This window comes from Methanosphaera sp. DEW79 (genome assembly GCF_003266085.1).
GTDB lineage: Archaea > Methanobacteriota > Methanobacteria > Methanobacteriales > Methanobacteriaceae > Methanosphaera > Methanosphaera stadtmanae.
This window is the reverse complement of the sequence record NZ_MUZW01000001.1, coordinates 20,929-36,144: the sequence shown is the minus strand read 5'-3', so window position 1 is coordinate 36,144 and position 15,216 is coordinate 20,929. Positions and strand designations below refer to the sequence as shown.

Sequence of the window (15,216 nt, the reverse complement as noted above, 5' to 3'; positions counted from 1 at the left end):
CAGCAACTGGAAAGCCACGGTTATGATTTAAAAAAATATGAAAAATATAAAAATAATAGAAAAAAATATAGATAATCCTTTAAATCATGAAAAAAAAATTATTAAATAACAAATAAAAATTGAGCGAGAAAATAATGAATAAAAAGATGATTTTAATAGGCCTTATCTCATTAGTAGCTCTTATTTCTATAAGTTCAATTAGTGCTTCTGATTCTACTTATAATAATAACCACTGCTATGCATGTAACTACAGTGATTGTCAATGTAGTAATTCATGTTTATGTAAAGACCCAAATTATAAAATAATAACTGAAAATGAAACTAAAATAAGAAATAACAATAATTGCTACTACTGTAATGAAACATGTAACTGTCCAAATGATTGTTCCTGTAAACAAGTAGATAAAGCAGAAGATTCAACCTATTCCTCAAAAAATCCAGTGATAAATATTTGGAATTACTTTATAAATAGTATTATAAATATAATAAAACCAGATTCTAATCCAAATAACACACAAAACACAACCCAAAATAATACAACTAATAATACAACTTCCCAAAACACGTCAATAAATAACACAACAACTGATAATAGTAGTGATGTTGGTGGTGCTGATAATAGTCAATCAACAACAAGTAATGTAGAAACTCCAGAACAAAATCCTACTGAAGTAAGTACACGTGGTGTCAACTCACAAAGTCAAGAAGTATCACAAGAACAAGTAGAATATTAAATTATTAAAAAAATAGATATTATCTAAGTAATATATATTATAATATACAAAAAACTATGAAGGAAATAATAAAATGGCATTTGATGAAACAGGAAAAATATGGTTTAATGGTGAATTAGTAGATTGGAAAGATGCTCAAATACATGTTTTATCACACGTAGTTCACTACGGTAGTAGCGTATTTGAAGGTATTAGATGCTATGACACAGAAAATGGACCAGCAGTATTTAGATTAAAAGATCACATGAAAAGATTGGAAGATTCTGCTAAAGTATACAGAATGGACATTCCATACACACGCAATGAATTATGTGAAGCTGTAAAAGATACAATAAATATAAACAACATAAGATCTTGTTATATAAGACCAGTAGTATTCAGAGGATACAAAGAACTTGGTGTTTATCCAATGAATTGTCCTATAGAAACTGTTATTGCTGTATGGGCATGGGGACAATACCTTGGAGAAGATGCTCTAGAACAAGGAATTGATGTATGCACATCATCCTGGAGAAAAATGGCACCAGACACTATGCCAAACTTAGCTAAAGCTGGATCAAATTATATGAATTCACAATTAGCTAAAATAGAAGCAACAACTAATGGATACAAAGAAAGTATTATGCTTAACTATGAAGGTACTGTTGGAGAAGGTACTGGTGAAAATATATTCTTTGTAGAAGATGGAGAATTATACACACCAGATATTGGTTCATCTGTATTAAAAGGTATTACAAGAAATACTATTATAACGATAGCAGAAGATTTAGGTTATAAAGTAAGAGAAGAAACAATACCTAGAGAAAGATTATACACAGCTGATGAAGTATTCTTTAGTGGTACTGCAGCAGAATTATCTCCAATAAGATCTATTGATAAAATACAAATAGGTAAAGGAAAACGTGGCCCTGTAACTAAAGAAATACAAGATAGCCTATTTGATATAGTAAATAACAAAGTTGAAGATAAATATGGATGGTTAGACTTTATATAATTGTTCAATCTTCATTTTTTTCTCTTTTTAAATGATGTTTATAAAAAAAAATATCATATTAATTCTTAAATTTTAAATAAACAATAATTTTATTATTTGAACAATACATATTTATCTATTAACATAGAAAAGACTTATTTATGATAATTATCAATTTTATGTAAATAATTTATTAAATTTTAGATAAAAAAAAATTAGGTGATAGATTGTTAGATATATTAAGTGCTATTATTTTAGGAGCAGTTCAGGGAATTAGTGAGTTTCTACCTATTAGTAGTTCAGGTCATCTTGTTTTAGTTCCAGCCCTTCTTGGTATTGAAACTGGACTTGCATTCGACACTATATTACATATAGGAACATTAGTTGCTATTTTTACCTTCTTTTGGAAGGATATTATAAATCTGATAAAAGGATTTATTCTTAGTATTATTGATCTTACAGAAGGAGTAGATATATTTAAAAGAGAACTTCATAGAGTTCCAGAAAAAAGATTTGCATGGTTAATCATTGTAGGTACTATTCCAACAGGAATTATGGGTATTTTATTAAAGGATGCTATTGAAACAATATTTAGAGGTACTTTATTTGTAGGTATTTTCCTACTTGTTACAGCTGCTGTTCTTTATTATTCAGAAAGACATTCATCTGGACAAATTACTCAAAAAGATATGTCCTTTAAACAAGCATTGATTGTTGGTATTTGTCAAGGACTTGCAGTATTTCCAGGTATTTCAAGATCTGGATCTACAATTGCATCAGGATTATGTCTTGGACTAAACAGAGAATATGCTGCTAGATATAGTTTCTTATTAAGTATTCCTGCAGTTATTGGAGCAGGTCTTATACAAATTAAGGATATTGCTACACTTGATGCATCAGTAAGTGTACTTCTTGCTGGATTTATATCATCAGTAATATTTGGATATTTATCTATAAAATTACTTATGAAAATGATTAAAGGTTGGAGTTTAGATATTTTTGCATACTATTGTACAATAATAGGTATTATAACAATTATATTATCAGTGGTATTATAAAAAAAATTTAGAGGTATCTTCCTCTTTTTTCAATTTCATCTATTTTTTTAATTACATCTTCATTATCATAACCATTTAAGAAGTAATTAAATAGTTCTTCTGATTTTTCTGGAATTATTGTATTTAATGATTTTTTAAATACAAGTAGATCTGTTCCTTTATCTTCTAAGAGATTACTATACTTTCCTAGTCCAAAATCAATGAATATTGGTTTATCATCTTTTATGAGTATGTTAGCTGTTGTTAGATCCCCATGAATTATTTCACCTTCATGCATTTTAAAAACCATTTCTCCGATATTTGTAAATATTTTCTTTATATCTTTATCAGTATTTATTATTTCATGTAACTTAGGAGCATCTATTTTTTCTAGAATAATATCTTTTCTATTAAGATCTATTGAATAGATATAGGGTGTTGTTACTCCATATTTTTTACAATCAGAGAGTAATTTTGCTTCTTCTTTAGTTCTCTCTAATCTTAATTTTTCATCTAGTTTATCTACACGATAGTTCTTTTTAACACGATGTTTTATAATAACTTCTCTCTCATCCCAAATACCTTCAATTATATCGGCTTCAGCACCTTTTTCTTTAATATTATCAGGGAGATTTATATTATGCTGAAAGTTATCTTTTATCCATGTAACTTCTACTTGATCTGTTCTATACTTTGGATTAATATAACTATTTTCTATACCACATTTATTCTCATCATATGATAAAAGACCCACTCTTGCTATCATAGAACCATTATCACCACAATACTTCATAGGAGGCATGTAAAAGTCAACATAATGATCCTCACACATAACTTGTAGCATCTGACGTAACTTACTATTTGCAGCAACACCTCCACATAACAACACTTCATTCTTTCCAGTGTAACTTATTGCCCTTTCTGTTACCTCACAAAGCATTGCAAAACATGTTTGTTGAAAACTATTACATATTACATCTAAGTCAACACCTTGTTTATACTTATTAATAGCACTAGTTAAAATTCCAGAGAAGGATAAATCCATACCTTTAACAACATAGGGTAATTCTATTGTTTTATTAGTATTTTCTGCATGTTTTTCAACAATAGGTCCTCCAGGATGTCCTAAACCAATATCCCTTGAAAACTGATCTAAACAGTTACCAATTGCAATGTCCAATGTTTCTCCAATAATCCTATATCTTCCAGATTCATAACTAATTATTTGAGTATTACCACCACTTGTATATAATGTTAAAGGATCTTTAGCTCCAGTTGTTAATTTCCCAATCTCCACATGCCCTATACAATGATTTACACCGATTAACGGCACCCCAATATTTTGAGATAAACTTCTTGCAGCAGTTGCAACAGTTCTTAAAGCTGGTCCAAGACCAGGACCCTTTGCAAAAGACACTAAGTCAATATCATTAATAGATAAATTTGACTCTTCAAGTGCCTCTCTAATTAAAGGTACAATGTGTTCTGCATGAAAATTTGCTGCTTCTCTTGGATGAATTCCACCTACTTCTGGATAAAGTTGACATCCACAAGTAGCTAATATATTTCCATCAGAGTCCACAATACCAATACCACACTTTTCTGCTGTACCCTCTATTCCTAGACAAATCAATTAATGTTCTCTCCATTTAAATTATTCTTTAAAATTAATTAATAACTATTATTATATCTTGATACTATATTTAATAATATAATCGTATAGATAAGTAATGAATTATTATAGTTAGTGATGTAAATGACAGAAAATATAAAAATATATGGATCAGAAAAACAACTAGAAAGACTTAGAAACAATGATGATATTATTTTCGCATGTGTTTTATCAAATACAGCAGTATCTAAAATACCAGGTATTAGTGGTGCTGGTGGAAGTCCAGAATTAACACCATACACTCCTGCATTAGATGCAGAACTTATAATGAAAAATATGGCACTGAGTCTTCCAGAAATTGCTATGACAGTTGAAGATGGAGATCCTACACCTACTCCAGGAGTACTTACTAAAGCAACCCTTGATTTACTTAATATTCCGTTCATTGCAATAAATGCAGGACTTGAAGTTACTCCTAAAGTTCCATACATTGAACTTAATGGACAACCTGGAGGAGACTTAAGAGAAGGTAATGGTGTTCCAAATCCTAAAGAAATATTTGACAATGCTCTAATAACTGCAAAAACTTTATCTAAATTAACTAGTCATATTATGATTGCTGAATCCACACCTGCAGGTACTACAACAGCACAAGGTGTATTAACAGCATTAGGATACGATGTAAGAGATAAAATCAGTGGATGTATGCAAATAAATCCACATGAATTAAAAAACAGTGTTGTAGATGCAGCATTAGCAAAAAATAATCTTAAACCAGGAGATCTAAAAGACGATGCTTTTAAAGCTGTTGAAGTTGCAGGAGATCCTACAATCATTGCTATAGCAGGACTTGCTATTGGTAGTGATGTACCAGTCACACTTGCTGGTGGAACACAAATGTTAGCAGTATGTGGAGCAATAAAAGCTATTGAACCAGATTTTGACTTTAGTAAAATTGCTATTGCAACAACTGTATATGTTGTAAATGATGAAACATCAAACATGTTAGATATTGCAAATCAAATCGATGAAAACTTAACTGTTTATGCAGCAGATCCAGAATTTGAAAAATCAGAAAATGAAGGATTAGCAAGATATACAAAAGGATCTATAAAAGAAGGCGTAGGAGCTGGTGGAGCTATACTTTATGCACTCCTGAATGGAAAAACAGCTGATGAATACCGTGCAAAAGTAGAAGAAATTGCTAAAGCTCAAATGGAATAATATATCATTCCATTCCACTTTTTTTTATAAAAAAAATATTATTAATGATTAAAATGAGAGTAACATTTATTACTGGAAATAAACATAAAGTTAAAGAGGCAAGAGGTATCTTTGAAAAATTTGGTATAGAAGTTGATCATGAAAATCCAGGTTATCCTGAAGTTCAAGGATCAATTGAAGAAGTAGCAGCATTTGGTGCAAAATATGTTGCAGATTTACTTCAAAAACCAGTTATAGTAGATGATACTGGATTGTTTATTAGAGCCCTTAATGATTTTCCTGGAACATACTCATCTTATGTCCAAGATACTATAACAAATAAGGGTATTTTAAAATTAATGAAAGATGAGCCAGATAGATATGCCGAATTCAGGTCATGTATTGGTTATTGTGCACCCAATTGTGAACCCAAGACTTTTTTAGGTGTTGTTTCTGGAGAAATTTTATCAGAAGAGAAAGGTAACAATGGATTTGCATATGATCCACTCTTTTATGTTGAAAAATATGATAAAACATATGGAGAGCTTACTACTGATGAAAAAAATGAATGTTCACATAGAAGATTATCAATGGAGAAATTTGCTAACTGGTATTCTAATTTGTGAATAGTCAATTATTATATTATTGAAATTATAAAAAAGAAACTATGATTTTTTTAAATAATAATATAAAATACTATAAAAATAAATTTATGGAGTAAAAAAATATGGCAGCAAAACCTGAATGGGTAGAACAAAGCCCAGAAGAAATTGAAGAATTAATAGTAAAATTACATAAAGAAGGACAAAGTACAAGTCAAATTGGTATTACATTAAGAGACCAACATGGAATTCCAAATACTAAAGCAGTGCTTGGAGAAAAAATTACAGATATTCTTAAAAGAAATGGAACTGACTTTGAATATCCTGAAGACTTATTAAACTTAATTAAAAGAGCTGTAAACATAAGAGAACACCTCGAAGAAAATCCAAAAGATATTCACACAAAAAGAGGATTAATTAAAATAGAATCTAAAATCAGAAGACTTGTAAAATACTACACAAGAAACAATGTTCTTCCTGAAGGATGGAGATATGATCCAAAAACAGCAGCTTTACTTGTTAAATAGAGCTGATGAAGCTTGTAATCTTCTTAGATTACATATTGAAAAAGGGCATGTTGTGAGAATTATTTCTCACAACGATGCTGATGGACTAACTTCTGCTGGAATTTTTGCAAATGCAATAAAAAAAGCAGGAGGTAAATTCCATATTACAATATTACCACGTCTTAGAGACAGTAATGTTAAAGAACTTAATAAATCCAGATATAAATTATTTATTTTCTCTGATATGGGAAGTGGAAATCTAGAAAGTATTTCTAAATTAAAGGGTGATGTTATTATTGCTGATCATCATCAAGTACCTGAAGGTGTTAATCCAGAAATACAAGTAGATAATAAAGAAATAATTCACGTAAATCCTCATATTTTTAATATTGATGGAACCAAAGAAGTTAGTGGTTCAGGTCTTTCATATTTATCTGTACATGGATATGAATATTATGAATTAGCAGGTTTGGCTCTAACTGGTGCATATGGAGATATGCAATTTAAAAATGGTCCTCAAGGAATTAACAAACTAATTTTAGATGAAGGTGTTGCGAATAATACACTTGTTATGAAAAATGAATTAAAATTAGCTTATGCAAATACTCAAACACTTGATAAATCCATCACATACACGTATACTCCAATAATTAATGGATTATCTGGAGATTTAGAGAAAACAAGAATATTTTTAGAGGAACATGACATTCCTAAAGATAAGTTACTTCATCAATTATCCCCAGAAGAATATGAAACTCTTAAAAATGAATTAATAAGTATTAATGAGGATATTTATGGAAAAATATACACTATTCCAAATATTAGAAATGAATTAACTAATATTGAGGAGTATTCTAACCTATTAAATGCATGTGGTAAAAATAAAGAATATACTGCTGCAATAAGTATTCAAATGGGAAAATATCAACAAATGGAATATGCTAAATCATTACTTTCTAAGTATGGTAGTACTATGCAAAATGGAATTGAGTGGATAAAAAGAGAAGGTAGTATTGAAAAGGAGAATATTCAATATATCTATACTGAAGATAAGGAGCAGAAGAAAATTGCTGCTGCTGTAAGTAGTATTGGTATAGATCTTGGATTATTACCAGATAAACCTATATTAAGTCTTATGAAGATGGATAACCTTATTAAAGTATCCTCAAGAACCACTGATAATATGATTGAAAAAGGAGTAAATCTTGGTGTTATTATGAACCAAGCATCAAATAACTTTAATGGTTCTGGTGGTGGACATAACATAGCAGCTGGTGCAACTATACCAGCAAATCAAAAGGATAATTTCATCCATCTTGTTGATGAAATGGTTGAATATCAAATTAAGAAATAATATAAATATGAAAGAAGATTGTGATAATATGCAGCTTACAAAATATGAAGAAGACATGTATAATGGTGAATATGGAGAAGGAAAAGCAGAATGTATGGAAATTCTAGTAAGTTTAGGTAAAATATATGATGCTGAAAAAATGATTCCTATTACATCTGCCCAAGTATCTGGAGTTTCATATAAAACTATTGGAGATGCTGGATTAGATTTTGTAGTTGATTTAGGTAAAAAGGCAGATGTTACCCTTGAAACCATGTTAAATCCTGCAGGTGTAGATATTGAGAATTGGCAGGAATTAGGATTTAGTAAAGAATTTACTGATAAACAAATTGATATAATCAATGGATATGAAAGTATTGGTGTTATGAGTACTTGTACATGTACACCATATCTTATAGGAAATACACCTATGCTTAATGAACATGTTGCTTGGTCAGAATCATCTGCTGTATGTTATGTTAATAGTGTTATTGGTGCTAGAACTAATCGTGAAGGTGGACCAAGTGCACTTCTTGCAGCTATTGTTGGAAGAACACCATATTATGGAAATCATATACTTGAAAATAGAGTAGCTGATATGATATTTAATGTAGATTATGATTTTGTAAATGAAGCAGAAATTGGTGCTTTAGGTTATTATGTTGGACAGATTGTTAATGATAAAAAACCATACTTTAGAATTAATAAAAATCCTGGACGTAATAATTTAAAAACATTAGGTGCAGCTCTAGCTTCTAGTGGTGCTGTGAGTTTGTACCATGTGGAGAATGTTACTCCAGAGGCTGATTATTCAAGGTGTCATGATTCATTTGAAGAACTTGAAACAGTGACTGTTGATAAAAACATGATTGAAGAAACTCTTGAACAATTAACTACTACTGATAAAATACCTGATCTAGTATGTCTTGGTTGTCCTCATGCATCTATATCTGAAATTCAGGAAGTTGCTAACTTAGTTAAAGACAAGAAATTAACTAAAGATCTATGGATTTGTACTTCAAAAGCTATTAAATCAATAAGTAAACAGTGTGGATACTTGGATATTATTGAAAAAGCTGGAGGTAAAATTGTATCTGATACTTGTATGGTTGTTGCTCCTATTGAAGAGTTAGACTATGAAGTTATCGGAGTAAATTCTGCTAAAGCAGCAAATTATGTTCCAAATATGTGTAAATTAGATGTTGTATACGATACTGTTGAAAATTTAATAAATATGATTTCAGAATAAGTTATTATTATGTTAATATAATTAATTTATATTAATATTTACTCTTTTTATATTTTTAGAATTTTATTTAAAAAAAAAGGATTTTTATTGGGAGTTTAAGCTGTGAATTTAACTTTGTTTACTGCATATTGTCCAAACATCATCTTTTTAAGAAATGTTTTTTTCATTATTTCTTCAGTTTCTGCTAATTTTGATAAGTTATTTTTTGGAATGTTTTTAGTTGATAATAATTTTTTCATTTTAAATACCTACTTTTGTTCAAGTTTTTATTCTTTTTTATAATTCTTTGTATATTATTATATAGTATTTACTTTTATTTATAATTATTTGTATACAAATAGATAAACATTGTTTAGTTTTATAGAAATGTAATACAAATTATAATAATATACCCAATAAAAAAACTAGGATTAATAAACAATATAAAACAAAGAATTTATTATCATGAAAAACTGGATTGAACATGAATATTTAAATAAGAATGTAATAGAAGGAAGATTATATCAGCAAAATTTAGCTATGAGTGTCCTTAAAAAGGGTAACACCATGATAGTTGCACCTACTGCTATGGGTAAAACAGTTATTGCAGCATTAGTCTCAGCAGAACGTTTAAAACACTATAAAAACAGTAAAATACTTATATTAGCACCAAGTAAACCATTAACTCTTCAACATGAACATAGTTTTAAGAAATTTCTAAAGGCAAGTGTTACAAGTTTAACTGGAAATGATAAGCCAAGTGATAGAAAAAAATTGTGGAATGAAAACCAAGTAATCTGTGCAACTCCACAAACAATAGAATCTGATATAATATCAAAGGAATATAACTTTGAAGATATAAGTTTACTTATTCTTGATGAATGTCATCATGCAGTGGGATCGTATTCCTATGTCTATCTTGCCCAAAAATATGTGCAACAGGCGAAGAATCAGTTAATATTAGGATTAACTGCCAGTCCTGGTTGGGAAGAATCAAAGATTAAGGAAGTTTCTCATAACATATATGTTAATGAGATTATAATAAAAAGTGAAGATGATGCTGATGTTGCACCATATTTTAATCAAGTGCAGACAAAGTGGATAAAAGTAAAACTTACAGAAGAATTAAAGGAAATTAAGGATTTACTCTCTGAAACTCTTAAAATTAGGTTAAGAACTCTTAAAAAATTAGGAATTATTGATTCAATTTCAAAGCCATCGAAAAGAGAAATTCTTGTTGAACAAAAAAGATTACAACAAAAGATTGCATCTAGTAGTAATCCTAAAAAGGAGTATTTTACTGGAGTATCTATTTTAACTGAAGTTATTAATATAATGCATTCACAGGAATTACTTGAAACACAGAGTATTAAAACCTTAAATAATTACTTTAATAAATTAGAGAAAAAGAAAACCAAAGCAGCAAAATCTCTTAAAAATGATTATAAATTCAATAAAGCAGTACTTTTAACTAGAAGATATAAACAACAAGATATTGATCATCCAAAAATGAAGAGATTAATAGAATTACTTAATCAAATAATTGATGATGATAAAAAAAGTAAAGTAATTGTATTTAGTCAATTTAGAGATACTACAAAGTCGATATATGAAAATTGTAATAAGAATAATCTTAAGGCTCTACGTTTCTATGGACAGGCTTCTCGTGAGAATGATAAGGGTTTAAGTCAGAAAAAACAGATTGAAACAATTAATGCTTTTAAAAATGAGGACTATAATATATTAATTTCAACAAGTGTAGCAGAGGAAGGGATAGATATACCTTCTGTAGATTATGTTATATTATATGAACCTGTACCTTCAGAAATTAGAATGATTCAAAGAAAAGGACGTACAGGACGAAAACATAGTGGTGAAATGTTTATTTTAATGACTAAAGGTACTCTTGACGAATCATATTACTGGTCAAGTCAAAGAAAAGAAAAGGCTATGAGAAATAACGTTTATAATTCTCATAAAAAGGAAATTACACTTGAAAACTACGTTGCAAAAAAGGAAGATGTTAAAGTATATGATTCTAATAAAAATAAAATAGATACAAAAGAGGTTTCTGATAAAGCAGAAGTTGTAATCTATGTTGATTATAGGGAGAAAAATTCCAATATCATGCGTGAACTTGATAAGATAAATTGTGAAGTTAAGGTAAGAACCATGGGTGTTGGTGATTATCAAATAACTGATGATATTATTATTGAAAGAAAAACTATTGATGATTTTAGTAAGTCAATTACAGATAAAAGATTATATCAGCAAGCTAAAGAATTAAGTAACAATTGTCAAAAACCTTTAATGATAATTGAAGGGGAAAACATTTATCATACATTCCTTCATCCAAATGCTATAAGAGGTGCCCTTGCAACTATAGCACTTGACTTTAAAATACCAATTATACAGACACAGAATGAAACAGACACTGCATTCATGCTAAAGAGAATTGCTCTTCGTGAAAAAGATAAAGATAATAAAAAACCCGTAAGTATTAGAACACAAACAAAACCTGTAACACTTCCAGAACAACAATTATTTATTACAGAAAGTCTTCCAGGAATCGGTCCAGTATCTGCAAAAAATCTATTAAGACATTTTAAAAATGTTAAAAATATAGTAAATGCATCAAAAAATGAATTAAAAGATGTTGAAGGAATTGGAGAAAAAACAGCAACGAATATCATAGATGTAACACAACGTGAATTTAAGGAGTAAGATAATGTTAAAAAAAATAAATGTTGTTGCAGCAGTAATAAAAAAAGATGATAAATATCTTGCCACACAACGAGGATATGGTGAATTTATTAATATGTGGGAGTTTCCTGGTGGAAAAATAGAACCTAATGAAACAAGAGAAGAAGCTTTAGTTAGAGAAATTAAAGAAGAGTTAGATGCTGATATTACTCCCATTAAATTTTTATTAACAGTAAAATACACTTATCCCACTTTTAAACTTACAATGCACTGTTATTTATGTAAATTAAATGATGATATTACATTATTAGAACATAATGCATATGCATGGCTTAAACGTGAAAAATTAAACACTGTTAAGTGGCTACCAGCAGATATTGAAGTTATAGACTATATAATTAACAATAATTAAAAAAAAAGGTGGAGTTATGTCAGAATCTAAATTTATTTTAAATAATACTAAGGATAACATCAAGGTTATTAGTACAATAGAGAGTAATTTAAAACAATGTGATGAATTTATTATCAGTGTAGCTTTTATTACTGAAAGTGGTATAACTCCCCTACTTCAAATTCTTAAGGAATTAGAAGAAAAAAAAATTCCTGGTAAAATATTAACTACAGATTACTTATTTTTTAGTCAACCAAGGGCACTTATTCGTTTAAATAACTTAAAAAATATAGAAGTTAAATTATATTCTGTTAATGAAACAGATTTTGGTTTTCATACAAAAGGATATATTTTCAAAAATAAAAAACACTACAACATCATAATGGGAAGTTCTAATTTAACTCAAAAAGCATTGACTGTTAATAAAGAATGGAATCTTCTCATATCACCAGATTCAGATGAAGAAATAAACAATGAAATAATAGAAACATTTAATGAATATTGGACAGAAGCAATACCTTTATGTGAATGTATTGATGAATATACTAACTTATATAATGAAAATAAAAAAATCCAAATCGATTCATGGATAAAACCACGACATAAAACATTAACTCCAAACAATATGCAAAAATCATTCATTAAAAATCTAAGAAAATCATTAGCAAAAAATGATAAAAAAGGATTGCTTATTAGTGCTACAGGTACTGGTAAAACATTTGCATCTGCATTTGCCTTGAAAGAAATTAATCCTAAAAAAATACTTTTTTTAGTGCATAGAGAACAGATTGCAAAACAAGCAATGAAATCCTATGGTAAAATATTTCATGAAAAGACTTTAGGAATTCTTTCTGGAAATAAAAAAGATTATTCTGTGGATTTCCTATTTAGTACTGTGCAGATGATGTCTAAAAAAGAAAATTATGAAAGATATAATAGAGATTATTTTGATTTTATTGTTATTGATGAAGTTCACAGGGCAGGATCTGTATCATATCAAAAGATTATGAATTATTTTAATCCAATATTCTACCTGGGTATGACAGCTACTCCTGATCGTAGTGATGAATTTGACATATATTCACTTTTTAATCATAATATTATCTATGAAATAAGATTAAAAAATGCTCTAGAAGAGGATATGTTATGTTCATTTAATTATTTTGGAATAACAGATAATGCTATAGATGTAAATGATATGAGCAAAACTAGAATAGATAATATCATTGAAAATATAGAGTATTATGGTTACAGTGGAAGTAGAGTTAAAGGATTAATCTTTTGTAACAATATACATAATGCTAAAATATTATCTAAAGAATTTAATAATAGAGGTTATAGAACACTTAGTTTAAGTGGAAATAACACTCAGAAAGAACGAAAAGATACTATTGATAGACTGGTTAATGATGATAGGTATGATAACTTAGATTATATTATTACTGTTGATATTTTTAATGAGGGTGTAGATATTAAAGAAGTAAATCAAATAGTTATGCTACGTGAAACTGAAAGTAGTATTATTTTTATTCAACAACTTGGTCGTGGACTACGTAAATATAGTAATAAAGAATTTGTTGTTGTTCTTGATTTTATTGGTAATTATAAAAATAACTTTTTAATACCTGTTGCATTATCTGGAGATACCACATACAACAAGGATAATATTAGAAAGTTCATGATCAATAGAAATAATTTATTAGTAGGAAGCTCAACTGTACATTTTGATAGAATATCAGAAAAAAGAATATATGATTCTATAAACAGGGCTAAACTTAACAATTTAAATTTCATAAGAAATGAATATATTCAACTTAAAAATAAGATTGGTAGAATTCCTACATTATATGACTTCTACATATATAAACAGTTAGATATTAGTTTTATTATTAATGCAATGCATAAATTAAATTCATTAAAATCTAGTAAAACATATCCTTACATGGTAAATAAGATTGATATAGAATATGAACTTCAATTAACTGAATTGGAATTATTATATCTTCAATTTTTAACTTTAAAAATTATTAATGGTAAAAGACCACATGAATTAATAATACTTAAAGAAATTATTCAAAATAATACACTTGAAATAGATGATTTGGAAAATATTTTAGAAAATAACTACAACATAACAAACAATAAAATAAGTATTAAAAGTGCTCTACGTGTCCTTAATAAATCATTTTATAAGCCAAGAGAATATAAGTTATACAAAAAAGCCACATTTATTAATATAACTGAAAATAATATTATAATTACTGATAAATTCAAAAAATTACTTGAAAAAAATGAATTTAGAGAAAATATGTTTGATTTAATTAAATTAGGTCTCAAACAATACTGTGATAAATATATTCAACATATTGATAACATGAATTTCAAGTTATATGAGAAATATTCAAGGGAAGATATTGCTCGTCTTTTAAATTGGCCTGAAAAAGATGCAATATATGGTTATGTTATTAAAAATAACATAGAAGCTGAAAAAACATGCCCATTTTGTGTTACTTATGATAAAAGAGAAAATAGTGTTGAGAGTACTAAGTATGTGAATAAACTCTATGATAATCAAACTCTAAGTTGGATGGCAACAAGTTCTAGAACTTTTGAATCTAAGGATATTAGGGAAATTATGGATTATGAAAAAAATAACATGAAATTCTACTTATTTATGAAAAAAAACAATGATGAAGGAAAAGAATTTTATTATATGGGACCAATTATTCCAACAGAACCTACAGAGACTAAAGTTAAAGATAAGGATAATGTTCTTAGGGATACTGTTAGTTTTAAACTTAAATTAAAGTATCCTATTAGGGAGGATATTTATGAATATTTTATTAATTAAAAGATTAAAAATAATAAATAAAATTTAGTGCAATATAATAATA

Annotated in this window: 13 protein-coding genes; 11 read left to right on the top strand and 2 right to left on the bottom strand. The window is 28.1% G+C overall.

Annotated elements, in window-relative coordinates:
* Nucleotides 1-134 precede the first annotated feature (134 nt).
* The 3 genes from BZ132_RS00160 to BZ132_RS00150 all read left to right on the top strand — a co-directional run bounded on the left by BZ132_RS00160 (nucleotide 135) and on the right by BZ132_RS00150 (nucleotide 2,765).
* On the top strand, nucleotides 135-734 hold the full coding sequence (locus BZ132_RS00160) for a hypothetical protein (RefSeq protein ID WP_011405635.1): 600 nt from the start codon (nucleotides 135-137) through the stop codon (nucleotides 732-734).
* 73 nt (nucleotides 735-807) lie between these two features.
* A complete protein-coding gene (locus BZ132_RS00155; RefSeq protein WP_011405634.1) occupies nucleotides 808-1,728 on the top strand; it encodes a branched-chain amino acid transaminase in 921 nt (306 codons plus the stop codon).
* Between the two features lie 206 nt (nucleotides 1,729-1,934).
* A complete protein-coding gene (locus BZ132_RS00150; protein ID WP_112149223.1) occupies nucleotides 1,935-2,765 on the top strand; it encodes an undecaprenyl-diphosphate phosphatase in 831 nt (276 codons plus the stop codon).
* Nucleotides 2,766-2,772: 7 nt separating this feature from the next.
* Here BZ132_RS00150 and BZ132_RS00145 read toward each other — a convergent pair whose 3' ends face one another.
* The gene (locus tag BZ132_RS00145) at nucleotides 2,773-4,377 is read right to left on the bottom strand and encodes a bifunctional N(6)-L-threonylcarbamoyladenine synthase/serine/threonine protein kinase (RefSeq protein WP_112149222.1); all 1,605 of its coding nucleotides are present in this window, start codon (nucleotides 4,375-4,377) and stop codon (nucleotides 2,773-2,775) included.
* A 123-nt stretch (nucleotides 4,378-4,500) separates the two neighbouring features.
* Here BZ132_RS00145 and cobT point away from each other — a divergent pair, with 123 nt between their 5' ends.
* From cobT to BZ132_RS00120, 5 genes are all read left to right on the top strand, one after another.
* A complete protein-coding gene (gene cobT, locus BZ132_RS00140; protein WP_011405631.1) occupies nucleotides 4,501-5,580 on the top strand; it encodes a nicotinate mononucleotide-dependent phosphoribosyltransferase CobT in 1,080 nt (359 codons plus the stop codon).
* A 53-nt stretch (nucleotides 5,581-5,633) separates the two neighbouring features.
* The gene (locus BZ132_RS00135) at nucleotides 5,634-6,185 is read left to right on the top strand and encodes an XTP/dITP diphosphatase (protein ID WP_011405630.1); all 552 of its coding nucleotides are present in this window, start codon (nucleotides 5,634-5,636) and stop codon (nucleotides 6,183-6,185) included.
* A 101-nt stretch (nucleotides 6,186-6,286) separates the two neighbouring features.
* Nucleotides 6,287-6,688, top strand: a complete 402-nt coding sequence (locus tag BZ132_RS00130; protein WP_011405629.1) for a 30S ribosomal protein S15 — start codon at nucleotides 6,287-6,289, stop codon at nucleotides 6,686-6,688.
* Nucleotides 6,654-8,021: a DHH family phosphoesterase gene (locus tag BZ132_RS00125; RefSeq protein ID WP_011405628.1), complete on the top strand. Its 1,368-nt coding sequence runs from the start codon at nucleotides 6,654-6,656 to the stop codon at nucleotides 8,019-8,021. Before BZ132_RS00130 ends, BZ132_RS00125 begins: the two co-directional genes overlap by 35 nt.
* 7 nt (nucleotides 8,022-8,028) lie before the next feature.
* On the top strand, nucleotides 8,029-9,249 hold the full coding sequence (locus BZ132_RS00120) for an aconitase X catalytic domain-containing protein (RefSeq protein ID WP_048059786.1): 1,221 nt from the start codon (nucleotides 8,029-8,031) through the stop codon (nucleotides 9,247-9,249).
* A 95-nt stretch (nucleotides 9,250-9,344) separates the two neighbouring features.
* On the opposite strand, the gene BZ132_RS00115 is transcribed toward BZ132_RS00120, so the two are convergent.
* On the bottom strand, nucleotides 9,345-9,488 hold the full coding sequence (locus BZ132_RS00115) for a hypothetical protein (RefSeq protein ID WP_158005523.1): 144 nt from the start codon (nucleotides 9,486-9,488) through the stop codon (nucleotides 9,345-9,347).
* A gap of 205 nt (nucleotides 9,489-9,693) precedes the next feature.
* Between BZ132_RS00115 and BZ132_RS00110 the strand changes: the two genes are divergently transcribed.
* Genes BZ132_RS00110 through BZ132_RS00100 form a run of 3 tightly spaced genes read left to right on the top strand, consistent with a single transcriptional unit; the run spans nucleotide 9,694 to nucleotide 15,173 of the window.
* Nucleotides 9,694-11,952: a DEAD/DEAH box helicase gene (locus BZ132_RS00110; RefSeq protein ID WP_286940027.1), complete on the top strand. Its 2,259-nt coding sequence runs from the start codon at nucleotides 9,694-9,696 to the stop codon at nucleotides 11,950-11,952.
* Between the two features lie 4 nt (nucleotides 11,953-11,956).
* A complete protein-coding gene (locus tag BZ132_RS00105) occupies nucleotides 11,957-12,343 on the top strand; it encodes a (deoxy)nucleoside triphosphate pyrophosphohydrolase (protein ID WP_011405625.1) in 387 nt (128 codons plus the stop codon).
* 16 nt (nucleotides 12,344-12,359) lie between these two features.
* Nucleotides 12,360-15,173, top strand: coding sequence for a DUF3427 domain-containing protein (locus tag BZ132_RS00100; protein WP_286940022.1), 2,814 nt, complete (start codon nucleotides 12,360-12,362; stop codon nucleotides 15,171-15,173).
* Nucleotides 15,174-15,216 lie beyond the last annotated feature (43 nt).